A 25078-nucleotide genomic window follows, 5' to 3' on the forward strand; every position below is an offset into this window, starting at 1 on the left:
CCATGTTCATCGACCACAGGGAGATCCCCGCATGCCGGCGTACAAACGCATCCTTCTGAAACTTTCGGGCGAGGCCCTGATGGGCGACGACGCCTATGGCATCAACCGCGCCACCATCGTGCGCATGGTGCGTGAAGTCCAGGAAGTGACCCGGCTCGGGTGTGAAGTCGCCGTCGTGATCGGTGGCGGCAACATTTTCCGCGGCGTTGCCGGTGGTTCCGTGGGCATGGACCGCGCCACCGCCGACTACATGGGCATGCTGGCCACCGTGATGAACGCACTGGCCCTGGCCGACACCATGCGCCAGGAAGGCATGACCGCCCGCGTGATGTCCGCCATCGCGATCGACCAGGTCGTCGAGCCGTACGTGCGCCCCAAGGCGCTGCAGTACCTCGAAGAGGGCAAGATCGTGGTGTTCGCCGCCGGCACCGGCAACCCGTTCTTCACCACCGACACCGCGGCCGCGCTGCGAGGTGCCGAGATCGGCGCCGAGGTGGTACTGAAGGCCACGAAAGTCGACGGCGTCTACACCGCCGACCCGAAAAAAGACCCGTCCGCCACGCGTTACAGCAAGATCAGCTTCGACGAAGCCATCAGCCGCAACCTGCAGGTGCTCGACGCCACGGCGTTCGCCCTTTGCCGCGACCAGAAGCTGCCGATCAAGGTGTTCAGCATCTTCAAGGAAGGTGCGCTGAAGCGTGTGGTGATGGGCGAAGACGAGGGCACCCTCGTCCACGTTTGAGTTGAGGAAAAAGCCATGAGCACCGCAGACATCCACAAGAATGCCGAAGCGAAGATGATTCGTTCGATCGAATCCTTCAAGGGCGAACTCCAGAAGATCCGCACCGGCCGCGCCCACCCGGGCATCCTCGACCAGGTGCAGATCGAGTACTACGGCTCGATGGTGCCGATCAGCCAGGTCGCCAACGTGTCGTTGCTCGACGCCCGCACCATCACCGTGCAGCCGTGGGAAAAAGGCATGGGCCCGAAGATCGAGAAGGCCATCCGCGAATCCGACCTGGGGCTGAACCCGTCGTCCCAGGGTGACCTGCTGCGCGTGCCGATGCCCGCGCTGACGGAAGAGCGCCGCCGCGAACTGACGAAGGTCGTGCGCAACGCCGGCGAAGACAGCAAGGTCGCCATCCGCAACCTGCGCCGCGACGCCAACGAGCAGGCCAAGAAGCTCACCAAGGACAAGGAAATCTCCGAGGACGACGAGCGCCGTTCGCTCGACGACGTGCAGAAGCTGACCGACCGGTACATCGCCGAAGTCGATCGGCTGATCGCCGCCAAGGAAGCCGAAATCATGGCCGTCTGACGGCCATCGTCCGGGTCGACCGCTTGTTTTTCTCGAAACCACCCTTGGAATCGCAGTCTCGTATTCCCCGCCACCTGGCCATCGTCATGGACGGCAACGGCCGGTGGGCCAAGAAGCGGTTCATGCCGCGGTTCTTCGGCCACAAGCAGGGCGTCGATGCGCTGGTGCGCACCGTGGCGGCGTGCGCCGACCGCGGCATCGAATACCTCACCGTGTTCGCGTTTTCCAGTGAAAACTGGAAGCGCCCCACCGAAGAGGTGTCGGGCCTGATGGACCTGGTGCTGGTTGCCGTGTCCAAGTACCTGGCCAAGCTTGCGAGCGAAGGCGTGCGCATCCGCATCGTCGGCGACCGCTCCCAGGTATCCGACAAGGTGCGCAACGCCTGGGACCAGGCGGAGCGTGTCACCGAACAAAACCGGCGCATCACGCTGTCGGTCGCGTTCAACTACGGCGGCCGCTGGGACATCGTGCAGGCCTGCCAGCAGGCCATCCGCGACGGCGTGCCGGCCCACGAACTCGACGAGGCCCGGCTCTCGCGCTACATGGCGATGAACTTCGCCCCGGATCCCGACCTGTTCATCCGCACCGGCGGGGAAGTGCGCATCAGCAATTTCCTGCTCTGGCAGGTGGCGTATGCTGAACTGGTCTTCAGCGACTGCCTCTGGCCCGAGTTCGGCGACGCCCAACTCGACGCCGCGCTGGCCGACTACGCCGACCGCGACCGCCGTTTCGGCGGCGTGAAGGCCACCGACAACCTCGCCGAAAAGGCCTGATCCATGCTCAAGCAACGCGTCATCACCGCGGTGGTCCTGTTGCTCGTCCTGCTGCCCGCGGTGTTTGCACCCGTGTCGTGGCCGTTCGCGGTGCTCACGCTGGTGATGATCACCGCGGCCGGTTGGGAGTGGGGGCGCCTGAACGGCGCGGGTGCCACGGGGTCGCTGGTCATGGGCGCGCTCGTGGGGGGGCTGTGCGCCGCCGCGCTGCAGCTCGGCTGGGTCGGCGTGGGTGCCAGCCCGGCGTGGTGGCTGGCCTGTGGTGTCTGGGTGCTGGGTGGCGCGCTCGCCATCAAGGTCGGGCCCACGGCTTGGCCGGGCCTGCCCAGGGCGGCCCGCTGGGTGCTGGGTGTGGCGATGCTGTTCACCGCCTGGCTCGCGCTTGCCAGCGCCAAGGTCGTGGGCCTCAACTACCTGCTGTCGGTGTTCTGCCTCGTGTGGGTGGCCGACATCTCCGCCTACTTCGGCGGGCGCACCTTCGGCCGGCGCAAGCTCGCACCCACGATCAGCCCCGGCAAGAGCTGGGAGGGGGTCTGGAGCGGCATGGTGGGTGTGATGCTGCTGGCCGCGGCCTGGATCCTGATCGACAAGACCTGGCCGCTCGGATCGGCCAGCGTGTTCACCCTGCTCTGGCAGCGGTTCGACGTGCTCGGGCTTATGCTCGCCCTTGTGTTCCTCTGTGCGATGAGTGTGCTCGGCGACCTGGTCGAATCGCTCGTCAAGCGTTCGGCCGGTGCCAAGGACAGCAGCCAGCTGCTGCCGGGGCATGGCGGGGTGCTCGACCGGGTCGACGCGCTGCTGCCCGTCTTCCCCATCGCGATGGCGCTCAGTTCGCTCTGACCCGAGAGCCGCCGCGGCGCCGTCATTTCCCTGGTGTTCCCCATGTCCAAGTTGTCCTCGGCCCGCCAGCGGGTTTGTGTCCTCGGTGCCACTGGCAGCATCGGCACCAACACGCTCGACGTGCTGGCGCGCCATCCGGACCGCTACGAGGTGGTGGCCCTCACCGCCCACGGCCGTGTGGCCGAGCTGCGTGACCAGTGCCTGCAATGGAAACCGCGGTTTGCCGTGGTGGCCGAGGCCGGCCCGGCACAGGCGCTGCAGCGCGAACTGCGCAGCGCCGGCCTGCGCACCGAGGTGCTGCACGGCAGCGGGGCGCTGTCCGACGTGGCGGCCCATGCCGACGTGGACGTCGTGATGGCCGCCATCGTGGGGGCGGCCGGCCTCGAGCCGTGCATCGCCGCGGCCCGCGCCGGCAAGCGCCTGCTACTGGCCAACAAGGAAGCCATCGTGGTGGGCGGGGCACTGTTCATGCAGGCCGTGCGCGACGGTGGCGCCACGCTGCTGCCCATCGACAGCGAACACTCCGCCATCTTCCAGTGCCTGCCCGAAGACCGCAGCACCTGGGCCCAGCGCATCGACCACATCGTGCTCACCGCCTCCGGCGGCCCGTTCCGAGACCGTGATCCGGCCACGCTGGCCAACGTCACGCCCGACGAAGCCTGCGCGCACCCGAACTGGGTCATGGGCCGCAAGATCTCGGTCGACTCGGCCACGATGATGAACAAGGCGCTCGAGGTGATCGAGGCCCGCTGGCTCTTCGACCTGCAACCTGAGCAGATCCGCGTGGTGGTGCATCCGCAGAGCATCATCCATTCGATGGTGGTGTGCCGTGACCGCTCGGTGCTCGCCCAGCTGGGCACGCCCGACATGCGGGTGCCCATCGCGTATGGCCTGTCGTTCCCGGAGCGCATCGAATCGGGCGCCTCGCTGCTCGACTTCACGTCGCTGTCCGCGCTGACGTTCCGGCCCGCGGGTGCCGACCGCTACCCGGGCCTGCACCTGGCCTGGCAGACGCTGCGCGCGCCCGAGGGCAGCACCACAGTGCTGAACGCGGCGAACGAAGTGGCCGTGGCGGCCTTCCTGGCGGGAACCATCCGCTTCGACCAGATTCACAGTGTCAATGCACGCTGCCTCGACGCCGTTTCGCCCGACCCCGCCGCCACCCGCAGCGTGGGCGGCCTGCTCGACCTCGACGCCACGGCGCGCCGGCAGGCCGACGCCATCGTCGCGGCGCTGACGCCATGATCACGCTGCTCGCCTTCATCGTCACCATCAGTGTCCTCGTGGTGTTCCACGAGTACGGGCATTACCGGGTCGCCCGGGCCTGTGGGGTGAAGGTGGAGCGGTTCTCACTCGGTTTCGGTCCCGTCATCTGGCGCTACCAGCGCACGCCGGACAGCACCGAGTTCACGCTGTCGGCGCTGCCGCTCGGCGGTTACGTGCGCATGCTGGGGCACGGCCCGGAGCCGGTGCCGGCGGCGCAGCACGCGGTCGCGTTCAAGTTCAAGCCGCTCTGGCAGCGCACCGCCATCGTCGCGGCCGGCCCGGCCGCGAACTTCCTGCTGGCCGTCGTGCTCTATGCCGCGTCCAACTGGATGGGGGTCGATGAACCCCAGGCCCGCTTGGGCACGCCGGTCGCGGCCACGCTGGCCGACCGGGCGGGGCTCCGCGCCGGCGACTGGGTCAAGGCCACGTCGTCCGACGGGCTGACCTGGCAGGACGTGCGCTCGATGGCCGACCTGCGCTGGGCGCTGACCCAGGGCGTGCTGAACGCCGAACCGCTGCACCTGAACGTGGCCAATGCGCGCGGGCAGGGCGCCCGTTCGGTCGTGCTCGACCTGGACACCCTCGGCACCAAGGAAGTCGATGCAGCGGTGATGCGCCGCGTGGGGGTCTCGCTGTGGATGGGTGACCCCGTGGTGGGGGAAGTGCGTCCCGGCCCGGCCCTCGACGCCGGCCTGAAGGCCGGTGACCGCGTGCTGTCGGTCGACGGTGTTGCCATGGGCGACGCCAACGAGCTGTTCGCCACGATCCGGGGCGATGCCAACGGCACGCCCATGGCGTGGCGCGTGGAACGGGGCGGCCAGGTGCTGTCGTTCACCATCAAGCCCGACAGCGTGCTCGACCGCAACCAGCGCATCGGCCGCATCCACGCGGTGCTGGGGCAGCCGCCCCAGATGGAGAAGGTCAGCTACGGCTTTGCCGAGGGGCTCACCCGCGCGGCCTCACACACCTGGGGCATGTCGGTGCTCACGCTGAAGATGCTCTGGCGCATGGTCACCTTCGACGCATCCTGGAAACAATTGAGTGGCATGCTGACCATCGCCGACTACGCTGGCCAGTCTGCCCGGATGGGCCTGTCGTACTACCTCGGCTTCCTCGCCGTGGTGAGCGTGAGCCTCGGCGTGCTCAACCTGCTGCCGTTGCCGATGCTCGATGGCGGACACCTGATGTATTATCTTTTCGAGGCAGTGACTGGACGCCCCCCTTCAGACGTGTGGCTCGACCGGCTCACACGCGGCGGCCTCGCCATCATGATCATGATGATGTCGCTCGCCTTCTACAACGACGTGGCCCGCTACCTGGGCCAGCACTGACCACCGCATGCGAACTCCCCCCGCCTTCACTGTGTCCTGTCCGAACCTTGCCCGCCCCACCATCGTTGCGATGGCGGTGGCCGCCGCCTTGGCTAGCGCTCCGGCGTTTGCCGTCGAGCCGTTCGTGCTGAAGGACATCCGTGTCGAAGGCCTGCAGCGTTCCGACGCCGGCACGGTGTTCGCTGCGCTGCCGTTCCGCGTGGGCGACACCTACAACGACTCCAAGGGCGCCGCCGCGCTGCGCGCGCTGTTCGCCACCGGCCTTTTCAAGGACGTGCGCATCGAGGTCGATGGCGACGTGATCGTCGTGATCGTCGAGGAACGTTCGGTCATCGCGAACATCGACTTCGTGGGCCTGAAGGAGTTCGACAAGGACGCCCTCAGCAAATCCCTGAAAGACTTCGGCATCTCGGAAGGCATGCCGTTCGACAAGGCGCTGGCCGACCGCGCCGAGCAGGAACTCAAGCGCCAGTACCTGACGCGCAGCCTCTACGGCGCCGAGGTGGTCACCACCGTCACCCCGCAGGAGCGCAACCGGGTCAACGTGACGTTCACCGTCACCGAAGGCGCCGCCGCCAAGATCAAGGAAATCCGCATCACCGGGAACAAGGTGTTCTCGGAAAGCACGCTGAAGGGCCAGCTGGACCTCAACGACGGCGGATGGCTCAACTGGTACACCAAGGCCGACCGCTACTCGCGCTCCAAGCTCACGGCCGACCTGGAAACCCTCCGGTCCTACTACCTGAACCGCGGCTACCTCGAGTTCGCCGTCGAATCCACCCAGGTGGCCATTTCGCCGGACAAGCAGGACATCACGATCACGGTCAACGTGGTCGAAGGCCAGAAGTACACCGTCACCGCCGTCAAGCTCGAGGGCGAGTACCTGGGCAAGGAAGAGGAATTCAAGGCCCTCGTGAAGATTCGCCCGGGTGAACCCTACCGCGCGGAATCCGTGGCCGAGACCACCAAGGCCTTCACCGAGAAGTTCGGCAACTTCGGCTACGCGTTTGCCCGCATCGATTCGCGCCCGGAAATCGACCGCGCGAGCGGCCAGGTGGCCATCACGCTCTTTGCCGAGCCGGCGCGCCGCGTGTACGTGCGCCGCTTCAACGTGTCGGGCAACAGCCGCACGCGCGACGAGGTGGTGCGCCGCGAATTCCGCCAGTTCGAATCGTCGTGGTACGACGGCCGCCGCATCAAGCTCTCGCGCGACCGCGTTGACCGCCTCGGTTACTTCAAGGAAGTCAACGTCGAGACCAACGAGGTGCCGGGCACGGCCGACCAGGTCGACCTGAACATGAACGTGGTCGAGAAACCCACCGGCAACCTGATGCTGGGTGCCGGCTTCTCGAGCGCCGACCGCTTCTCGCTGAGCGGCTCCATCAAGCAGGACAACGTGTTCGGCTCGGGCACGTACCTCGGCATCGAGGTCAACACCAGCAAGTCGAACCGCAACCTGGTGCTGAGCGCGTCCGACCCGTACTTCACCATCGACGGCATCTCGCGTTCGTACGACCTGTTCTATCGCACCAGCCGCCCGGTCAACAGCCAGGGTGAGGACTACAAGCTCGTGACCCCTGGCGCGTCGGTGCGGTTCGGCGTGCCGTTCACGGAGTACGACACGGTGTTTTTCGGTCTCGGCATCGAGCAGACCGACATCCGCGGCGACTTCGGCATGCCGTTGCAGTACCGCCGCTACCGCAGCGAGTTCGGCGAGAAAAGCACATCGGTGCCACTGACCCTCGGCTGGACCCGTGACGGCCGCGACAGCGTGCTGGTGCCCAACGAAGGCCAGTACAAGCGCATCAACATCGACTGGGGCGTCGCCGGTGACACCCGTTACGTGCGCACGAACGCGCAGTTCCAGCACTACTGGCCCATCACGAAGCAGTACACCTTCGCGTTCAACGCCGAGGGCGGCTACGGCAAGGGCCTGCAAGGCCGGCCGTACCCGATCTTCAAGAACTTCTACGGCGGCGGCCTGGGCACGGTGCGTGCCTTCGACCAGAGCTCGCTCGGCGAGGTGGACTTTGCCGGCGCCTACCTGGGTGGTTCGAAGCGCATCAACCTGAACGGCGAGTTGTACCTGCCGGTGCCGGGCACCGGCAACGACCGCACGCTGCGCATCTTCGCGTACACCGACGTGGGCAACGTCTGGGGCGAGCGCGAGAAGGTCGACGTCGACGGCCTGCGGGCGTCCGCTGGCCTGGGGTTGAGCTGGGTGTCGCCCATCGGGCCGCTGAAGCTCAGCTACGGCTCGCCCATCCGCTCCAAGCCAAGCGATAGAATCAGCCGTTTCCAATTCCAAATCGGGACCGCGTTCTAATGAAAAGCCCTCTGGTGAAGTGCGTTCTGGCCGCCGCAAGCCTGGCTTGGACGGCATCGGCGGCGCAAGCGCAGGAGTTGAAGATCGGCTACGTCAACAGCGACGCCGTGCTTCGTGATGCGGTGCCGGCGAAAGCCGCGCTCAACAAGCTCCAGGTCGAGTTCACCAAGCGGGAAAAGGAACTCACCGACATGGGCGCGCGCCTCAAGGCCGCTGGTGACCGCTTCGACCGCGACCAGCCCACCATGCTGGAGTCCGACAAGGTCCGCCGCCAGCGCGAGTTGATCGAGCAAGACCGCGAGTTCCAGCGCAAGCGCCGTGAATACCAGGAAGACCTGAGCCAGCGCCGCAACGAAGAGCTGGCCTCGGTGGTCGAGCGTGCCCAGAAGGCGATCAAGAAGATCGCGGAAGACGAGAAGTACGACCTCGTCATCCAGGAGGTGCTGTTCAGCAGCAAGCGCATCGACATCACCGACAAGGTGATCAAGGCCCTCGACGCCCAATCGGGCAAGTGAACGCGGTGGCCACGATCACCCTGGGTGACATCGCTGCCCATCTCGGCGGCGAGCTCACCGGCGACCCCCTCCTGACGATCGACCGTGTCGGCCCGCTCGAGAGCGCCACGCCCCACACGATCTCCTTCATCTCCAATCCGCGTTACCAGGCCCAGCTGGCGTCGTCGTCTGCCGGCTGCGTGATCGTGGGTCCGGCGTTGCGAGATGCGGCGCTCGCCCGCGGGGCCGCGCTCGTGCTGCCCGATCCGTACCTCGCGTTCGCCCGGCTCACCCAGTGGTGGGTGGCCCAGCACCGCCCGCCCGTCACGCCCGGGGTGCACCCCACCGCCGTGGTCGACCCGTCGGCCCGCGTGGCGGCCAGTGCCAGCGTCGGCCCGTTCGTGGTCATCGAGGCCGACGCCGTGATCGGCGAGGGCGCGCAGATCGGCGCGCACGGTTTCGTGGGCCGCGGGTCCACCATCGGCGCCGACACCCGTTTTGCCCCGCGTGTGACGTTCAACCACGGCTGCCACATCGGCGCCCGTGGCATGCTGCACCCGGGGGTGGTGGTGGGTGGCGACGGCTTCGGCTTCGCGCCCAACCAGGGGCGGTGGGAAAAAATCGAGCAACTGGGTGGCGTGCGCATCGGCGACGACGTCGAGATCGGCTCCAACACCTGCGTGGACCGCGGGGCGCTCGACGACACGGTGCTGGAAGAGGGCGTCAAGCTCGACAACCTGATCCAGATCGCCCACAACGTGAAGGTGGGTGCATTCACCGCCATGGCCGGGTGTGCCGGCGTGGCCGGCAGCACGGTCATCGGCAAGCACTGCACCATCGGCGGTGCCGCGATGATCGTGGGCCACCTGAAGATCGCCGACCACGTCAACATCTCGGGTTGCACTGCCGTGACCCGCTCCATTTCGAAGCCGGGCGTGTACACCGGCCTGTTCCCCATGGACGACAATGCAACCTGGGAAAAGAACGCCGCGACCCTGCGCAACCTGCATGCCTTGCGCGATCGCGTGCGTGCCCTGGAAAAGAAGAACTAGCTCACCATGATGGACATCTACGAAATTCTCAAGAAGCTGCCGCACCGCTACCCCATCCTGATGGTGGACCGCGTGCTGCACATCGAACCCGGCAAGGACATCAAGGCGCTGAAAAACGTCAGCGCGAACGAGCCTTACTTCACCGGCCACTTCCCCTCGCGCCCGGTGATGCCGGGTGTGCTGATGGTCGAAGCGCTCGCCCAAGCCGCCGGCCTGCTGTCGTTCGCCACCTTCGGCGTCCAGCAGGACGAGAATTCGGTGTTCTACTTCGCCGGCATCGACGGTGCGCGGTTCAAGCGCCCCGTGCAGCCGGGCGACCAACTGATCCTCGACGTCACCCTTGACCGCGCGAAGGCCGGCATCTTCAAGTTCACGGGCCGGGCGTCCGTCGACGGCGAACTGGCCGTCGAAGCCGGCCTGATGTGCACGATGCGCCGCGTGGTGCCTTGACCGGGAGAACCGCGATGGCAACGATCCACCCTACCGCCGTCATCGAACCGGGCGCCCAGCTGGGCGCCAACGTCTCGGTCGGCCCCTACAGCGTGATCGGTGCGAACGTGCGCATCGGCGAGGGCAGCCAGATCGGTCCGCACGTGGTCATCCAGGGCCACACCACGATCGGCCGCGACAACCGCATCTTCCAGTTCGCCTCCCTCGGGGCCGAGCCGCAGGACAAGAAGTACGGCGGTGAACCCACGCAGCTGGTCATCGGCGACCGCAACCTGATCCGCGAGTTCGTCACGTTCAACCTGGGCACCGTCCAGGACGGTGGCGTCACGCGCCTGGGCGATGACAACTGGATCATGGCGTACGTGCACCTCGCGCACGACTGCCAGCTCGGCAACCACGTGACCATCTCCAACAGCACGCAGTTGGCCGGGCACGTCCAGATCGGCAACTGGGTCACGCTGGGCGGCCTCACGCACATCCACCAGTTCTGCAAGGTGGGCGACCACGTGATGACCGGCATGGGCTCGGCCATCGCGCAGGACGTGCCGCCGTTCATGATCACCACCGGCGCGCCGGCCGAGATCCGTGGCCTCAACGCCGAAGGGTTGCGCCGCCGCGGCTTCTCGCCCGAGCGGGTGGCCGTCATCAAGCAGATGCACAAGGTGCTGTACCGCCAGGGCCTGACGTTCGACGCGGCCCGGGAAGGCATCGACGCGCTGGCCGGCACCGTGCCGGAAGCCGACGGAGACGTGGCCCTGATGGCCCGTTTCCTCGCCGACTCCACCCGTGGCATCGTTCGCTGACCGCGCGGCATGTCGACCGACTCTCCGCGTTTCGCGATGGTCGCGGGCGAGGCGTCCGGCGACCTGCTCGCCGGGTTGCTGCTGGGCGGGCTGAAAACCCGCTGGCCGGGCCTGCAGTCGCACGGCATCGGTGGCCCGCGCATGGCGGCCCAGGGCTTCGAGGCCTGGTGGCCTCACAGCAAGCTCGCCGTCCGGGGTTACCTCGAGGTGCTGCTGCGCCTGCGCGAGCTGCTGGGCATCCGCAAGTCCCTCGGTGACCGCTTGTTGCGCGAACGGCCCGACGCCTTCATCGGCATCGACGCGCCCGACTTCAACCTGGGCCTGGAGACCCGGCTGAAGGCCCAGGGCATCAAGTCCATCCATTTCGTCAGCCCGTCGGTGTGGGCCTGGCGGGGCGAGCGCATCCTGAAGATCGGTGCGGCGGTGGACCACATGCTGTGCCTGTTCCCCTTCGAGCCGGCCATGTACGCGAAACATGGCATCGCGGCCACGTACGTGGGCCATCCGCTGGCTGATGCCATCCCGCTCGAGGTGCCGCGTGCACCGGCGCGCGCGGCCCTCGGCCTGGCACCGGACGACACCGTGGTGGCGCTGCTGCCGGGCAGCCGGCGCAGCGAGGTCAAGTACATCGCGCCGCGGCTGCTTGCCGCGGCCACGCTGATGAAGCGCCGGCGGCCCGGTCTCAAGTTCGTGTTCCCGGTGGTGCCGGGGTTGCGCGACATGGTGGAGCCCTTGGTGCGCAGCGAGGCCGCGGACACCGGTGTCATGCTGCTCGATGGCCAATCACACGAAGCGCTGGCGGCGTGTGACGTCACGCTGATCGGCAGCGGCACCGCCACGCTCGAAGCGGCGCTGTTCAAGCGGCCCATGGTCATCACCTACAACATGAACTGGCTCGAATGGCACCGCCTGCGGCGCCTGCAGTACCAGCCTTGGGTGGGGTTGCCCAACATCCTGTCGAACGACTTCGTGGTGCCGGAACTGCTCCAGGACGCCGGCCACCCCGAGGCGCTGGCGAACGCTGCGTTCGACTGGCTCGACGACCCGGCCCGCTGTGCCCAGGTCGTGGCACGGTTCGACGCGCTCCACCGGCAGCTTCGCTGCAACACCGCCCAGGCGGCCACCGATGCGATCGAAAAAGTCCTCCGGGCCTGAGCAACTCGGGCTGCACTTCGATGTGGTCGGTTTGCTGGCCGGGGTGGACGAGGCCGGGCGCGGGCCGCTCGCCGGGCCGGTGGTGGCCGCGGCGGTCATCCTCGATGACCTGAACCCCATCGCAGGGCTCGACGACTCGAAGAAGCTCACCGCGCGCACCCGCGAGCGCCTGTTCGACGAGATCCGTGCGAAGGCCCTGTGCGCCTGCATCGCCGAGGCCACCGTCGAGGAGATCGACCGCCTCAACATCCTCCACGCCACCATGCTGGCCATGAAGCGGGCTGTCGAAGGCCTGCGCCTGAAACCCGCCAAAGTGCTCGTGGACGGCAATCGCCTGCCGGTGCTGAAGATGGCCGCCGAGGCCATCGTGCAGGGGGACGCGAAGGTGCAGGCCATCTCCGCAGCGTCCATCCTGGCGAAGGTGCACCGCGACCGGCTTCTCCAGACGCTGCACGAAGCCCATCCCGAGTACGGGTTCGACGGCCACAAGGGTTACCCCACCGCCGAACACCTCGAGGCCCTTCGCCGCCATGGCGCCTGCGTGCACCACCGCCGTTCGTTCGCCCCGGTGCGCGAGGTCATCTCGGTGACCGTGGTGTCGTCTGCATGAGCGTCAAGGCCATCACGTCGCGCGACAACCCGCTGCTGGTGCGGCTGCGCAAGCTCGCGGGGGACGCCGGGGCCTACCGCAAGCATGGTGAAGTGTGGATCGAAGGTGACCACCTGGTGTCGGCGTTCCTGCAGCGGGGCGGTCACGCGCCACAGGCGGTGATCACCGAGCGGGGGTGGGAAGACCACCGCCTGCGTGACCTCGCGAACCGTGCCGACAGCATCGCCATCGTGTCCGACACGCTGATGGCAGGCCTCAGCACACTCGAATCACCGGCCCCCATCGCGTTTGCCGTGCCCTGGTCGGGCGCGTTGCCGCCTCGGCCGGGCCTGCCCACCGTCGTGCTCGACCGGCTCCAGGATGCCGGCAACGTGGGTGCCGTTTTGCGCAGCGCCTCCGCGTTCGGGTTCAAGCAGGTCGTGGCCCTGAAGGGCAGTGCGGCGCTGTGGTCCCCGAAGGTGCTGCGTGCGGGCATGGGCGCGCATTTCGCGCTGCACCTCGCCGAAGGCGGCGACGTGGCGTCGCTGCAGGCGCTGGGGGTGCCGCTCGTGGCCACCAGCTCGCATGCCACCCACGCGTTGCACGAGGTGGTGTTGCCATGGCCGTGTGCGTGGGTGATGGGGCACGAGGGGCAGGGCGTGTCCGATGCGCTGTTGGCCCAGTGTGCGCTGTCGGTGCGCATCCCGCAGCCGGGCGGCGAGGAATCGCTCAACGTCGCGGCAGCGGCCGCCGTGTGCCTGTACGAGTCCGCCCGCCAGCGCAGCTGAGTGGTGCCGTCAGGCATCGTGGTCGACAAAGCCTGGACGGCAACACCCTTTGGCGTGTCAACACGCGACTGGACGGCTATTCTTCGGACGGGACCCCGCATCGCGGTCCAGGCCTCGTCCGCGCTCGACGTCGCGGTTTGACCGCCTGGCCATTCCACCACCCCTCCAACCCGAAGGCTCGTCCATGCACATCCTCTCCTCCATGACGCGCGCCGTCCGCGCCGCGTTCCTGTCCTCCGCGGTGATCCTGGGCGTGTTGGGCGCCTCGGTGTCCACGCCGGTGCTTGCCGATGCGCCGATGGTCAAGACCCAGGCCCCCGGTTACTTCCGATTGATGGTGGGCGATTTCGAGGTCACCGCGGTCAGCGATGGCACCGTGCTGCTGCCCATGGACCAGTTGCTGCACCAGCCGGCCGCCAAGACGAAGGCGGCCATCACCAAGGCCCACCTCACCCTTCCCACCGAAACGTCGGTCAATGCCTACCTCGTCAACACGGGCTCGAAGCTCGTGCTGGTCGACGCCGGCGCGGGCGCCCTGTTCGGGCCCACGCTGGGCAAGCTGGTCGACAACATCCGCGCCGCCGGCTTCACGCCGGAGCAGGTGGACGACATCGTGATCACCCACCTGCACCCGGACCACATCGGCGGAGTGGCCGCCCAGGGCAGCCTGGTGTTCCCGAACGCCACGGTCCATGCCGACAAGCGCGAGTCCGACTACTGGTTGTCGCAGTCGCGCATGGACGCGGCACCCAAGGCGTCCCAGGGCTTCTTCCAGGGGGCGATGGCGTCGCTGAATCCGTACATCGCCGCGGGCAAGTACAAGCCGTTCGAGGCCGATGGCGACATCGTGCCGGGTGTGCGTTCGGTAGCCGCCCACGGGCACACCGAAGGCCACACCTTGTACGCGGTGGAGAGCAAGGGCCAGAAGCTCCTGCTGATGGGTGACCTGATCCACGTGGGCGCGGTGCAGTTCGACCACCCCGGGGTGACGATCGCCTTCGACACCGACGAGCCTCGGGCAGCCAAGGCGCGGGCCAAGGTGTTTGCCCAGGCCGCGAAGGACGGTACCCTGATGGGTGCGTCCCACCTGCAGTTCCCGGGGCTCGGGTACCTGCAGGCGGCAGGCAAGGGCTACCGCTGGATCCCGGTCAACTACGGCACGTTGCTCAAGTGACGGTGGGGGAAGGCCGGGAGGCCTTCCCGATCTCGAGGAAAGGCCGACCCTCGGGCCTTCAGTACATGAGGCGGTCGGGGCGGATGTCCCGGAGGATCGTGGTGGCGATTTCCTCGATGGACTTGTGCGTGGACGAGAGCCACGAGATGCCTTCGCGGCGCATCATGGCCTCGGCCTCGGACACTTCGTGGCGGCAGTTCTCGATGCTGGCGTACTTGCTGTTGGGCCGGCGCTCGTTGCGGATCTCGCAGAGCCGTTCAGGCGCGATGGTGAGTCCGAAACACTTGCTTTTGTGCGGGGCGAGGCTGGCGGGGATGGCCCGGCGATCGAAGTCTTCGGGGATCAGCGGGTAGTTGGCCGCCTTGATGCCGTGCTGCATGGCGAGGTACAGCGAGGTGGGGGTCTTGCCGCTGCGGCTCACGCCCACCAGGATCACGTCGGCCTGCTCCAGGTTCTTGGCCGACTGGCCGTCGTCGTGGGCCAGCGAGAAGTTGATGGCCTCGATGCGGTCCGTGTACTCCTGGCTCTTCGAGATGTCGGAGAAGCGCCCCACGCGGTGGTTGGACGTGATGCCGAACTCGGTTTCCAGCGGCTCGATGAAGGTGTTGAACATGTCCAGCACCATGCCCTTGCACTGGGTCTTCAGGATGGTGAGGATCTCCGAGTCGACCAGCGTGACGAACACGATGGACCGGCGGCCCTCGAGCTCGGTGGTGTGGTTGATCTCGCGGACCACCTGGTGCACCTTGTCGACCGTGTCGATGAACGGCCGGCGCACGTGGCGCGGCTTGATCGCGAACTGGGCCAGGATCGAGTTGCCGAAGGTTTCGGCGGTGATGCCGGTGCCGTCCGAGATGAAGTAAACGGTGCGATTGAGCATGGGAAACGGGCCGGAGCGCGGGCCGGAGCGGGAATCCGACATCATAGGCAAAAGCCCGTAGAATGACGCTCAAGTCTTCCCCCCAATATGCAACGGTCCGTGCTCACGCCCACCCCCGCCTCGCGCCTGACCGTGCGCCGCCGCCATCTGCTGGAGCCCTTTGAGCTTTGCTCGGGTTCGCTGGGCCGCCCTGGGAACACACCGGTTTTTCATCATCACGGAGCTCTCCCATGTCCAACCTCAACCTGGCGACCGCCCTGGTCGTACCGTTTGAACACCTGAGAATGACCGACGTCGAGTCGGTTGGCGGCAAAAACGCCTCACTCGGCGAAATGATCAGCCAACTGGCAGCCTCCGGGGTGCGTGTCCCCGGCGGTTTCGCGACCACCGCCCACGCGTTCCGGCAGTTCCTCGCCCACAATGGCCTGGCCGATCGCATCGCCAAGCGCCTGACCACGCTCAACACCGACGACGTCCGTGCGCTCGCCGAGGCCGGTGCCGAGATCCGCCGCTGGATCGAGGACACCCCGTTCCCGGCCGACCTGGAAGCCGCCATCCGCGCCGAATTCACCAAGCTGACGGCATCGAACCCTGGTGTGTCCTTTGCCGTGCGTTCGTCCGCCACGGCCGAAGACCTGCCCGATGCCAGCTTCGCGGGCCAGCAGGAAACCTTCCTGAACGTCGTCGGCATCGACGACGTGCTGCACAAGATGAAGGAGGTGTTCGCCAGCCTCTACAACGACCGCGCCATCAGCTACCGCGTGCACAAGGGCTTCGCCCACGGCGACGTGGCGCTTTCGGCGGGCGTGCAGCGCATGGTGCGCTCCGACCTGGGCGCCGCCGGCGTGATGTTCACGATGGACACCGAAAGCGGCTTCAAGGACGTGGTGTTCATCACGTCCAGCTACGGCCTCGGTGAAACCGTGGTGCAGGGCGCCGTCAACCCCGACGAGTTCTACGTCCACAAGCAATCGCTCAAGAACGGCAAGGCCGCGGTCATCCGCCGCAACCTCGGCTCGAAGCTCATCAAGATGGAGTTCGCCACGCCCGAGGAAAAGGCCAAGTCCGGCAAGCTCGTCAAGACGGTCGACACGGCCACCGAACTGCGCAACCGCTACTCGCTGAGCGACGCCGACGTCACCGACCTCGCCAAGTTCGCGCTGATCATCGAGCAGCACTATGGCCGCGCGATGGACATCGAGTGGGGCAAGGACGGCGGCGACGGCCAGATGTACATCCTGCAGGCGCGTCCGGAAACGGTGAAGAGCCAGCAGGCCGGCAAGGTCGAGCAGCGCTACAAGCTCAAGGGCACGGGCACCGTGCTCGTGGAAGGCCGCGCCATCGGCCAGAAGATCGGCACCGGCCCCGTGCGCATCGTGCACAGCCTGGCCGACATGGACACGGTGCAGGCCGGTGACGTGCTCGTCACCGACATGACCGACCCCAACTGGGAGCCCGTCATGAAGCGGGCCGCGGCCATCGTGACGAACCGCGGCGGGCGCACCTGCCACGCGGCCATCATCGCGCGCGAGCTGGGCATCCCCGCCGTGGTGGGCTGCGAAACAGCCACCGACGTGCTGAAGGATGGTGCGCTGGTCACCGTGGCGTGTTCCGAGGGTGACACCGGCTACATCTACGACGGCCTGCTGGAAACCGAGATCAGCGATGTGCAGCGCGGCGAACTGCCGTACTGCCCCATCAAGATCATGATGAACGTCGGCAACCCGCAGCTCGCGTTCGACTTCGCACAGATGCCGAACAGCGGCGTGGGCCTTGCCCGCCTCGAGTTCATCATCAACAACAACATCGGCGTGCACCCGAAAGCCATCCTCGACTACCCGAACGTCGATCCCGACCTGAAAAAGGCCGTCGAATCGGTGGCCCGCGGCCACGCGTCGCCCCGTGCGTTCTACGTCGACAAGCTCGTCGAGGGCATCGCCACCATCGGGGCGGCCTTCTGGCCGAAGCCGGTGATCGTTCGCCTGTCCGACTTCAAGAGCAACGAGTACCGCAAGCTGATCGGCGGCTCGCGCTACGAGCCGGAAGAAGAGAACCCGATGATCGGCTTCCGTGGCGCGGCGCGATACGTGAGCGAAGCCTTCGGCGAAGCGTTTGCGATGGAGTGCGAAGCGCTCAGGCGCGTGCGCGGCGAGATGGGCCTCACCAACGTCGAGATCATGGTGCCGTTCGTGCGCACGGTGGGCCAGGCCAAGCGCGTGACCGAGATGCTCGCCGAGCAGGGCCTCAAGCGCGGCCAGGACGACCTGCGCCTCATCATGATGTGCGAGGTGCCGAGCAACGCGGTGCTGGCCGAGCAGTTCCTCGAGTACTTCGACGGCATGTCCATCGGCTCGAACGACCTGACCCAGCTGACGCTCGGCGTGGACCGCGACTCGGGCCTCGAGGTGCTCTCGCGCGACTTCGACGAACGCGACCCGGCCGTGAAGGCGCTCATCTCGCGCGCCATCGCGGCGTGCCGCGCGGTGGGCAAGTACGTGGGCATCTGCGGTCAGGGCCCCAGCGACCACCCCGACTTCGCCGACTGGCTCGCCAGCGAAGGCATCGTGTCCATCTCGCTGAACCCCGACACGGTGGTCGAGACCTGGCAGCGCCTGGCAAAACGCTGAACCTTCACCGGCCGTGCCTGACGCCTCGCTGCTGATCGCACGGTCGCTGAAACTGCTGGCCGAGATCGCGCTGTTCGCGTGGCTCGGCCAGTTGCTTTTGGGGGCGCTGTTGGGCGCCGCACGTGACCGCAACGTCGTGTATGGCCTTTTCACCGCCATCCTGTGGCCGGTGCGGTGGTTCGTCCACCGGTTGCCGGCCGCCTGGCCGTTGCGCCGCCGCCGTGTGCTGGCCGCCGTGTTGCTGGCCCTGGTGTGGGCCGCAGCCCTCGCGTGGAAGGTCACGCTGTGCGTGGGCGGCGCCGTGTGCCGCTGATGCCTCACGGGTTCCCAGGGGTCGACAGGGGCGCCGGGTGCTCCGAGAATGCCGCGTCCGGTCCGGAGTCCTTCCCCGTGCATTCCCCTCCTGCGTCTGATCCGACCCGCTGGCGACTCGTGCGCGCCATCACGCTGGTGCTGCTGGCCATCTGGTTCGCTGTCACGTTCGTGGCCACCTTCTTCGCGCGCCAGCTCGATTTCATCTGGTTCGGCTGGCCGTTCGGCTACTGGGTGGCGGCACAGGGTGCGCTGCTGGTTTACCTGGTGCTGATCGGCGCGTACGCCTGGGTGATGGGCCGCCTCGACGCCGCCCTCGCGCGCGGGGCCGGCTAACGTGTTCCGCTTTTTCCCGGTTCCCGGCCCACGCTCCTTCACGCAGCAGCTCAACCGGGTGTACGCCTGGTACACGCTCGGGCTGCTCGTGTTCATCGGGGCGCTGGCCGGGTTCGAGGAAATGGGGCTGGGCAAGCGGTGGATCGGCCTCATTTTCCTGCTGGCCACCGTGGTGCTGTATGCGGGCATCGGCATGCTGTGCCGCACCACCGATGCCGACGAGTACTTCGTGGCCGGGCGCCGCGTGCCGGCGGCCTACAACGGCATGGCCACGGCGGCCGACTGGATGTCTGCCGCGTCGTTCATCAGCCTGGCGGGCACCGTGTACCTGCAGGGTTACGCCGGGTTGGCCTTCATCCTGGGCTGGACGGGTGGGTACTGCCTCGTGGCGCTGCTGCTGGCGCCGTACCTGCGCACCTTCGGGGGCTACACCATCCCTGATTTCCTGGGCGAACGCTACGGCGGCCACCTCGCGCGCGGCGTCGCGGTGGTGGCCACCGTGATGTGTTCGTTCCTGTACGTGGTGGCGCAGATCTACGGCGTGGGGCTCATCACCACGCGGCTCACCGGCGTGACCTTCGAGATCGGCATCTTCCTCGGGCTTGGCGGTGTGCTGGTGTGTTCGTTCCTCGGGGGCATGCGTGCCGTCACCTGGACCCAGGTCGCCCAGTACATCGTGCTGATCATGGCGTACCTCGTGCCGGTGGTCTGGCTGTCGGTCAAGCAGACGGGGGAGCCGGTGCCGCAGGCCATGTACGGTGCGCAGTTGCAGCAGCTGACCGAGCGGGAGCGCCAGCTCGCCACCGATCCGAAGGAGCTGGAGGTGAGGGCGCTCTTCAAGGCGCGGGCCGACGAGTACCGGGCGAAACTCGCCGATGTGCCGTCTGCGCTGGCCCGCGACCATGGCCGTGCGCGGGAACGCATCGAGGCGCTGCGGACCGCGCAGGCCCCTCTCGCGGACCGGCAGGCCGCCGACCGCAGCCTGGCCGCGCTGCCGGCCGACGAGGCCGTGGCGCGGGCGGCATGGACGCAGGCGCAGGTGAACGACGAGCTCCGGTCCCGGCCGCTCGGGGGCATGGCGCCGCACGCGCTGCCGTTTGCAGGGGACCCCGCGGGCAGTGCGGCCGAACAGGCCGCCTTCAACGACTCCCGCAACAATTTCCTCGCGCTGGTGTTCTGCCTGATGTTGGGTACCGCGGCCTTGCCGCACGTGCTGATCCGCTGCTACACCACGCCGTCGGTGCGCCAGACACGCCAGTCCATCACGTGGTCGCTCGTGTTCATCCTGCTGCTGTATCTCTCCGCGCCGGCGCTTGCGGTGATGGTCAAGCACGAGGTGTTCACGTCGCTCGTGGGCACGCCGTTCGACCGGTTGCCCGCCTGGATCGCCCACTGGACGAAGGTGGACTCGACGCTGCTGTCGGTGGTGGACATCAACCTCGACGGCCTGCTGCAGCTGGGTGAGATCCGCATCGGGGCCGACATCGTCATGCTCGCCACACCCGAGATCGGCGGCTTGCCCTACGTGGTGTCGGGCATGGTGGCCGCGGGCGGGCTGGCCGCCGCACTGTCCACCGCCGACGGGCTGCTGCTCACCATCGCCAACGCGCTGTCACACGACCTGTACCATCGCATGATCGACCCCGGGGCGCCAGCGCGGCGGCGGGTGATGCTGTCGAAGATGCTGCTGCTGCTCGTGGCGCTGGCCGCGGCGGCGGTCGCCGCGCAGCGGCCCACCGACATCGTGTTCCTGGTCTCGGCGGCGTTTTCGGTGGCGGCATCGGCGTTTTTCCCGGCGCTCGTGCTGGCGGTGTTCTGGCGGCGTGCGAACCACTGGGGCGCGGTGTTCGGCATGTCGTCCGGCCTGCTGATGGCGCTCTACTACATGATCCGCAACGAATCCTGGCTGCGCGGGGTGTTCGGGGTGTCCGCCGAGCCGCTGCTGTGGTTCGGCATCCAGCCCATCTCGGCCGGGGTGTTCGGTGTACCGCTCGGGTTCGTGGTGATGGTGGTGGTGAGCCTGCTCACCGGCCCGCCCGACGCCCGGGCGTTGGCCCTGGTGGATCGCCTGCGGGCGAGAGGCGAGGGCGCTGCACCGGCCCCGGCTGGGCAATGATCTTCCGGCAGCCCCGCTTTTCGGAGTACAATCGCGGGCTTACCTTGCCACACCCGGTTCTTTGACGCTTCGGGGTGGCTTCCTGCTACGGAAATCAGAAGGAGTTCCAATGCGTCACTATGAAATCATCCTGCTCATCCATCCGGATCAGAGCGAACAGGTTCCGGCCATGCTGGAGCGCTACAAGGGCATCGTCACCGCCGCTGGCGGCAAGGTGCACCGCGTGGAGGACTGGGGCCGCCGTCAAATGGCGTACCTGATCCAGAAGCTCGCCAAGGCGCACTACCTGTGCATCAACATCGAAGTCAGCAAGGAAGCCCTTGCCGAACTCGAGACCGGCTTCCGTTTCAACGACGCCGTGCTGCGCCACCTGACGGTCGTGATGGACAAGGCCGCCACCGGCCCGTCCGTCATGATGAAGTCGGTCGAGCGCGAAGACGCCCGCAAGGCGCCGCAAGAGGCAGCGGCCTGAAGAACACATTGCCTGCGACGCCGTCCGTCCTGGCCGCATGAACCGCCTGGTTCTGCTGGCCGAGATGGTCGAACGGGGCGCAGCGCGATACACCCCGGCCGGTTTGCCGGTCTGCGAATTCAGCCTCAAGCATGAATCGCAGGTCACGGAAGCCAGCCAGCCCCGCAAGGTCTCCATGGAGATCCGGGCGGTGGGCATCGGGGACATCGCGAAGCTGCTCCAGCGCATGGACATCGGAACCCGCGGCTCGTTCGCCGGCTTCCTGACCAACCAGCGCAATGGCCGAGGCATCGTGTTCCATGTGACCGAAGTCGAAGTTTGTTCCGGATCTGATATTTAAGAGGTGAAATATGGCCCCCCCACGTGGTAAAGGTCGGTTCTCGAAGGACCGCAAGCCCAAGCGCAACCAACAGTCCCTGCTCTTCCGCCGCAAGCGCTTCTGCCGCTTCACGGTGACCGGCGTCGAACAGATCGACTACAAGGACATCGACACGCTGCGCGACTTCATCGGCGAAAACGGCAAGATCACGCCGGCTCGCCTGACGGGCACGCGCGCGTTCTTCCAACGCCAGCTGACCACCTGCATCAAGCGTGCTCGTTTCCTGGCCCTGCTGCCGTACAGCGACCAGCACAAGGTCTGAAGGAGCAACCATGCAAATCATCCTGCTTGAAAAAGTCGCGAACCTCGGCAACCTCGGCGATGTCGTCAAGGTCAAGGACGGCTACGCCCGCAACTTCCTGATCCCGACCCGCCAGGCACGCCGTGCCACGGAAACCGCGATCAAGGAATTCGAAGTCCGCCGTGTCGAGCTCGAGAAGGCTGCTGCCGACAAGCTCGCCACCGCCCAAGCCCTCGGCGACAAGATGAGCGGCCGCACCGTTCACATCACGCAGAAGGCTGGCGTTGACGGCCGTCTGTTCGGTTCGGTGACCAACAACGACATCGCCGAAGCGCTCACGCGCATCGACTTCAAGGTCTCGAAGGCTCAGGTTCGCCTGCCCAACGGCCCGCTGAAGACGGTTGGCGAACACGTCGTGTCGGTTGCACCGCACACCGACGTCGTGGTCGACGTGAAGGTCGTGGTCGTCGGCGAAACCGACTGATCGCGTTCCGCGTTCGATCCGAAGGGGCCGGCTTAGCCGGCCCTTTTTCTTTTTGCGCGCCGGCAGTGCATTTCCACCGGTTGCCCCACGGAAGTCCACAGGCTTACCCACAGGCGCGTCCCCCAGCGCCCGTATGATTCCACGATGTCTGCCGTACTCACCACCACCACGTTCGTTCCGTCCGGTTCCTCGATGCCCGATGACGAAGTGGCGAAGCTGCGCATCCCGCCCCACTCCGTCCAGGCCGAACAGGCCGTGCTGGCCGGGCTGCTGCTCGACAACAGCGCCTGGGACCGTGCGGGCGAACTGCTCAAGGACAGCGACTTCTACCGCGCCGAGCACCGCCTCATCTATGCGGCCCTGGGCTCGCTGATGAACGCCGGCAAACCGGCCGACGTGATCACCGTGTTCGAACACCTGACGATGCTCGGCAAGGCCGAGGAGTCGGGCGGCCTCGTGTACCTGAATGCGCTGGCGCAAAGCGTGGCGAGCGCGGCGAACCTGCGGCGCTACGCCGAGATCGTGCGCGAGCGCTCGGTGCTGCGCAAGCTGGTCGCCACGAGCGACGAGATCGCCACCGCTGCGTTCAACCCGGCGGGGCGCAACGTCTCGGACATCCTCGACGAGGCCGAGACCAAGATCATGAAGATCGGCGAGGACAGCTCGCGCTCGCGCGAGGGGTTCCTCAGCATGGACCAGCTGGTGGTCGACTTGATCGACCGCGTCAACGAGCTGCACGAAAACGGCGCCGAGGACGTCACGGGCGTGCGCACGGGCTTCTTCGACCTCGACAAGATGACCTCCGGGCTGCAGCCGGGCGACCTGATCATCCTGGCCGCGCGCCCGTCGATGGGCAAGACGGCGTTCGCGCTGAACATCGGCGAGTTCGTGGCGGTCAACGAAGGCCTCCCTGTCGTCGTGTTCTCGATGGAAATGGGCGCCGCGCAGCTCGCGTTGCGGATGGTGGGGTCGCTCGGCCGCATCGATCAGGGCCACCTGCGCACCGGCCAGTTGCGCGACGACGAATGGGGGCGGCTGTCCGAGGCGGTCGAGAAGCTCGGCAAGGTCAGCATGTTCATCGACGAGGGCTCGGCGCTGAGCCCCAACGAGCTGCGCGCCCGCGCGCGGCGCCAGGCCCGCCAATGCGGTCAGCTGGGCCTGATCATCATCGACTACCTGCAGCTGATGAGCGGCAGCGGGGGCAACGAGGAAAACCGCGCCACCGTGATCGGCGAAATCTCGCGGGGCCTGAAGTCGCTCGCGAAGGAGCTGAAGTGCCCGGTGATCGCACTGTCGCAGCTGAACCGAAGCGTGGAAACGCGAACCGACAAGCGCCCCATGATGAGCGACTTGCGCGAGTCCGGCGCCATCGAGCAGGATGCGGACGTGATCATGTTCATCTACCGTGACGACTACTACAACCGGGAAACCAGCAAGGAACCGGGCGTGGCCGAGATCATCATCGCCAAACAGCGGAACGGCCCGGTGGGCACCTGCAAGCTCGCGTTCCTGAAGCCGTTGACCAAGTTCGACAACCTGGCCCCGGGTTACGTGTCGGCGGGCGACGAGTACTGATCGGGCGGCGCCAGCGCGCGCAGCGCCTGGCGCAACAGCGCCCATTCGTCCCACAGCGGCGTGGTGCCACCCGCTGCCTCGAGGGTCTCGATGCGCGCGGCGACGGCTGCGGCCTCGGTGTGGCCCAGGATGGACAGCACCGAGACGAGGCTGTGCGCGAGCCGCCGCAACGCGGGCGCGTCTTCCGCCTGGCAGGCGGCATCGCCCCGCCGCACGTCGTCCGCAAACTGCAGCAGGCAGGCGGCCCGGAACTTCTCGAACAGGGCCTGGTTGGCACCGAAAGCACCCCCGGCCGGCGGCGCCGCGGGGGCCTCGGCCAACGCCGTGGGAGCCTCGGCCAGCGCCTCGGACACACACGCGCGCAGCTCGGCCAGCGGCACGGGCTTGTGCAGCTGCCGCCACACCCCCAGCCGCGTGAGTTCCGTGTTGAGTTGCGGTGTGAGGCCGGCGCTGAACACCACCACCCGGGCATTGCCACGCAGCGCCGCATCCTGGTGGAGGCGGGCGACCAGGGTGCTGCCCGGTTCACCCGGCAGCATCAGGTCGGTGATGACGAGCCGCGCCGGGCCGGCCGAGAGGGCCGCGATGGCGTCGGGCACGTCGCCACAGGGCACGAGGTCCACGCCAAGGTCGGACAGCGCCATCGCCACGAAACGCCGCAGTGACGGGTCGTCTTCGACGAGGATGACGCGGGCGCCGGTCATGACACGATGGCTGCGGCCGGCGCGGGCAGCAGGGCTTGCAGCAGGGGCGGGAGGTCGAGCACCAGGCGAGGCTTGTGCACCACCGGCACGCCTTGCAGCGCGAACTCGTAGGGCTTGCGCTGCGCCTCGTCCAGGCCCGTCAACACCACGAGGCGGCTCTGGGCGAACTGGGGCTGCGACCGCAACGCGGTGATGAGTGCGGCACCGTCGATGCCCGGAAGCAGGATGTCGACGATCAGCAGGTCGGGCCGGAGGGCCCCGTACATCGCGAGGCCGGTGATGCCGTCGGTGGCGGTGCGCAGTTGCAGGTCCGGGAACCGTTCACGCACCAGCAGCGACACCAGGTTCTGGTAGTGCACCGAGTCATCGATCAGCAGCACCTGGGCACCCGGGGTGGGCGGGGCCGCCGGAGCGGACCGTGCCGTCAGCCAGCGGTCGATCGATGCACGTGAGATGCGGCGGTGGCCACCCGGGGTCTTCCATGCGTCGAGTTCGCCCCGGTCAACCATGGATTGCACGGAACGCACGGCCAACCCCAGCAGGCGGGCTGCCTCGACGGTGGTGCAGGGGGCGTGGGTGTCGGAGGTCATTTC

27 protein-coding genes are annotated in these 25078 nt (G+C 67.3%); 24 read left to right on the forward strand and 3 right to left on the reverse strand.

All coding sequences use genetic code 11. The features are described from left to right. Positions 1–31: 31 nt before the first annotated feature. From pyrH to ASC87_RS01170, 15 genes are all read left to right on the forward strand, one after another. Entirely contained in the window at positions 32–742 is a 711-nt protein-coding gene (pyrH, locus tag ASC87_RS01100) for a UMP kinase (protein ID WP_056655261.1), read from the forward strand. A gap of 15 nt (positions 743–757) precedes the next feature. Continuing rightward, the gene (gene frr / locus ASC87_RS01105; protein ID WP_056655264.1) at positions 758–1318 is read left to right on the forward strand and encodes a ribosome recycling factor; all 561 of its coding nucleotides are present in this window, start codon (positions 758–760) and stop codon (positions 1316–1318) included. 44 nt (positions 1319–1362) lie between these two features. Continuing rightward, complete coding sequence (uppS, locus tag ASC87_RS01110) at positions 1363–2091, forward strand: polyprenyl diphosphate synthase (RefSeq protein WP_255358865.1); 729 nt, start codon at positions 1363–1365, stop codon at positions 2089–2091. 3 nt (positions 2092–2094) lie between these two features. Next, a complete protein-coding gene (locus ASC87_RS01115; RefSeq protein ID WP_056655267.1) occupies positions 2095–2931 on the forward strand; it encodes a phosphatidate cytidylyltransferase in 837 nt (278 codons plus the stop codon). A 42-nt stretch (positions 2932–2973) separates the two neighbouring features. After that, the gene (locus ASC87_RS01120) at positions 2974–4176 is read left to right on the forward strand and encodes a 1-deoxy-D-xylulose-5-phosphate reductoisomerase (protein ID WP_056655270.1); all 1203 of its coding nucleotides are present in this window, start codon (positions 2974–2976) and stop codon (positions 4174–4176) included. Further along, complete coding sequence (gene rseP / locus ASC87_RS01125) at positions 4173–5528, forward strand: RIP metalloprotease RseP (RefSeq protein WP_056655275.1); 1356 nt, start codon at positions 4173–4175, stop codon at positions 5526–5528. Before ASC87_RS01120 ends, rseP begins: the two co-directional genes overlap by 4 nt. 70 nt (positions 5529–5598) lie before the next feature. Continuing rightward, on the forward strand, positions 5599–7854 hold the full coding sequence (gene bamA / locus ASC87_RS01130) for an outer membrane protein assembly factor BamA (RefSeq protein WP_082568282.1): 2256 nt from the start codon (positions 5599–5601) through the stop codon (positions 7852–7854). Then, entirely contained in the window at positions 7854–8369 is a 516-nt protein-coding gene (locus tag ASC87_RS01135) for an OmpH family outer membrane protein (protein ID WP_056655282.1), read from the forward strand. The genes bamA and ASC87_RS01135 overlap by 1 nt, the downstream gene beginning before the upstream one ends. Positions 8370–8374: 5 nt before the next feature. Next, on the forward strand, positions 8375–9400 hold the full coding sequence (lpxD, locus tag ASC87_RS01140) for a UDP-3-O-(3-hydroxymyristoyl)glucosamine N-acyltransferase (protein ID WP_056655866.1): 1026 nt from the start codon (positions 8375–8377) through the stop codon (positions 9398–9400). Positions 9401–9406: 6 nt separating this feature from the next. Beyond that, positions 9407–9850, forward strand: coding sequence for a 3-hydroxyacyl-ACP dehydratase FabZ (gene fabZ, locus ASC87_RS01145; RefSeq protein ID WP_056655285.1), 444 nt, complete (start codon positions 9407–9409; stop codon positions 9848–9850). A gap of 14 nt (positions 9851–9864) precedes the next feature. Further along, positions 9865–10653: an acyl-ACP--UDP-N-acetylglucosamine O-acyltransferase gene (lpxA, locus tag ASC87_RS01150; RefSeq protein ID WP_056655288.1), complete on the forward strand. Its 789-nt coding sequence runs from the start codon at positions 9865–9867 to the stop codon at positions 10651–10653. Positions 10654–10662: 9 nt separating this feature from the next. Then, on the forward strand, positions 10663–11808 hold the full coding sequence (gene lpxB, locus ASC87_RS01155; protein WP_082568283.1) for a lipid-A-disaccharide synthase: 1146 nt from the start codon (positions 10663–10665) through the stop codon (positions 11806–11808). Next, entirely contained in the window at positions 11780–12418 is a 639-nt protein-coding gene (rnhB, locus tag ASC87_RS01160) for a ribonuclease HII (RefSeq protein WP_056655292.1), read from the forward strand. Before lpxB ends, rnhB begins: the two co-directional genes overlap by 29 nt. Beyond that, positions 12415–13185: an RNA methyltransferase gene (locus ASC87_RS01165; RefSeq protein ID WP_056655295.1), complete on the forward strand. Its 771-nt coding sequence runs from the start codon at positions 12415–12417 to the stop codon at positions 13183–13185. The genes rnhB and ASC87_RS01165 overlap by 4 nt, the downstream gene beginning before the upstream one ends. Before the next feature lie 184 nt (positions 13186–13369). Next, complete coding sequence (locus ASC87_RS01170) at positions 13370–14359, forward strand: MBL fold metallo-hydrolase (protein WP_056655298.1); 990 nt, start codon at positions 13370–13372, stop codon at positions 14357–14359. 58 nt (positions 14360–14417) lie between these two features. Here the strand turns inward: ASC87_RS01170 and ASC87_RS01175 are convergent, their stop codons facing one another. After that, positions 14418–15239, reverse strand: coding sequence for a pyruvate, water dikinase regulatory protein (locus tag ASC87_RS01175; RefSeq protein WP_056655874.1), 822 nt, complete (start codon positions 15237–15239; stop codon positions 14418–14420). 230 nt (positions 15240–15469) lie between these two features. Between ASC87_RS01175 and ppsA the strand changes: the two genes are divergently transcribed. From ppsA to dnaB, 9 genes are all read left to right on the forward strand, one after another. Further along, positions 15470–17866: a phosphoenolpyruvate synthase gene (gene ppsA, locus ASC87_RS01180; protein WP_056655301.1), complete on the forward strand. Its 2397-nt coding sequence runs from the start codon at positions 15470–15472 to the stop codon at positions 17864–17866. 13 nt (positions 17867–17879) lie between these two features. Further along, positions 17880–18179 carry a hypothetical protein gene (locus tag ASC87_RS01185; RefSeq protein ID WP_056655304.1) on the forward strand — a complete coding sequence of 100 codons (300 nt, stop codon included), beginning with the start codon at positions 17880–17882 and terminating at the stop codon, positions 18177–18179. Between the two features lie 77 nt (positions 18180–18256). Beyond that, positions 18257–18514 (forward strand): DUF4212 domain-containing protein, encoded by a 258-nt coding sequence (locus ASC87_RS30475; protein ID WP_235581998.1) that lies wholly within the window; start codon positions 18257–18259, stop codon positions 18512–18514. A gap of 1 nt (position 18515) precedes the next feature. Continuing rightward, positions 18516–20630, forward strand: coding sequence for a cation acetate symporter (locus ASC87_RS01195; protein ID WP_056655310.1), 2115 nt, complete (start codon positions 18516–18518; stop codon positions 20628–20630). 109 nt (positions 20631–20739) lie between these two features. Continuing rightward, positions 20740–21102, forward strand: coding sequence for a 30S ribosomal protein S6 (gene rpsF / locus ASC87_RS01200; RefSeq protein ID WP_056655313.1), 363 nt, complete (start codon positions 20740–20742; stop codon positions 21100–21102). Between the two features lie 37 nt (positions 21103–21139). Then, positions 21140–21442 (forward strand): primosomal replication protein N, encoded by a 303-nt coding sequence (priB, locus tag ASC87_RS01205; protein WP_056655316.1) that lies wholly within the window; start codon positions 21140–21142, stop codon positions 21440–21442. 10 nt (positions 21443–21452) lie between these two features. Next, positions 21453–21743: a 30S ribosomal protein S18 gene (rpsR, locus tag ASC87_RS01210; RefSeq protein WP_056655319.1), complete on the forward strand. Its 291-nt coding sequence runs from the start codon at positions 21453–21455 to the stop codon at positions 21741–21743. Positions 21744–21753: 10 nt separating this feature from the next. Further along, positions 21754–22206 (forward strand): 50S ribosomal protein L9, encoded by a 453-nt coding sequence (rplI, locus tag ASC87_RS01215; protein ID WP_056655322.1) that lies wholly within the window; start codon positions 21754–21756, stop codon positions 22204–22206. Positions 22207–22350: 144 nt separating this feature from the next. Further along, positions 22351–23781 (forward strand): replicative DNA helicase, encoded by a 1431-nt coding sequence (gene dnaB / locus ASC87_RS01220; protein WP_056655324.1) that lies wholly within the window; start codon positions 22351–22353, stop codon positions 23779–23781. Here dnaB and ASC87_RS01225 read toward each other — a convergent pair. Both ASC87_RS01225 and ASC87_RS01230 read right to left on the reverse strand, forming a co-directional pair. Continuing rightward, positions 23754–24485 carry a response regulator gene (locus ASC87_RS01225; RefSeq protein ID WP_056655327.1) on the reverse strand — a complete coding sequence of 244 codons (732 nt, stop codon included), beginning with the start codon at positions 24483–24485 and terminating at the stop codon, positions 23754–23756. The two genes, dnaB and ASC87_RS01225, sit on opposite strands and share 28 nt — an antisense overlap. Further along, a complete protein-coding gene (locus tag ASC87_RS01230) occupies positions 24482–25075 on the reverse strand; it encodes a helix-turn-helix domain-containing protein (RefSeq protein ID WP_056655331.1) in 594 nt (197 codons plus the stop codon). The genes ASC87_RS01225 and ASC87_RS01230 overlap by 4 nt, the downstream gene beginning before the upstream one ends. Positions 25076–25078: the final 3 nt, after the last annotated feature.

Source organism: Rhizobacter sp. Root1221 (genome assembly GCF_001425785.1).
Taxonomy (GTDB): domain Bacteria; phylum Pseudomonadota; class Gammaproteobacteria; order Burkholderiales; family Burkholderiaceae_C; genus Rhizobacter.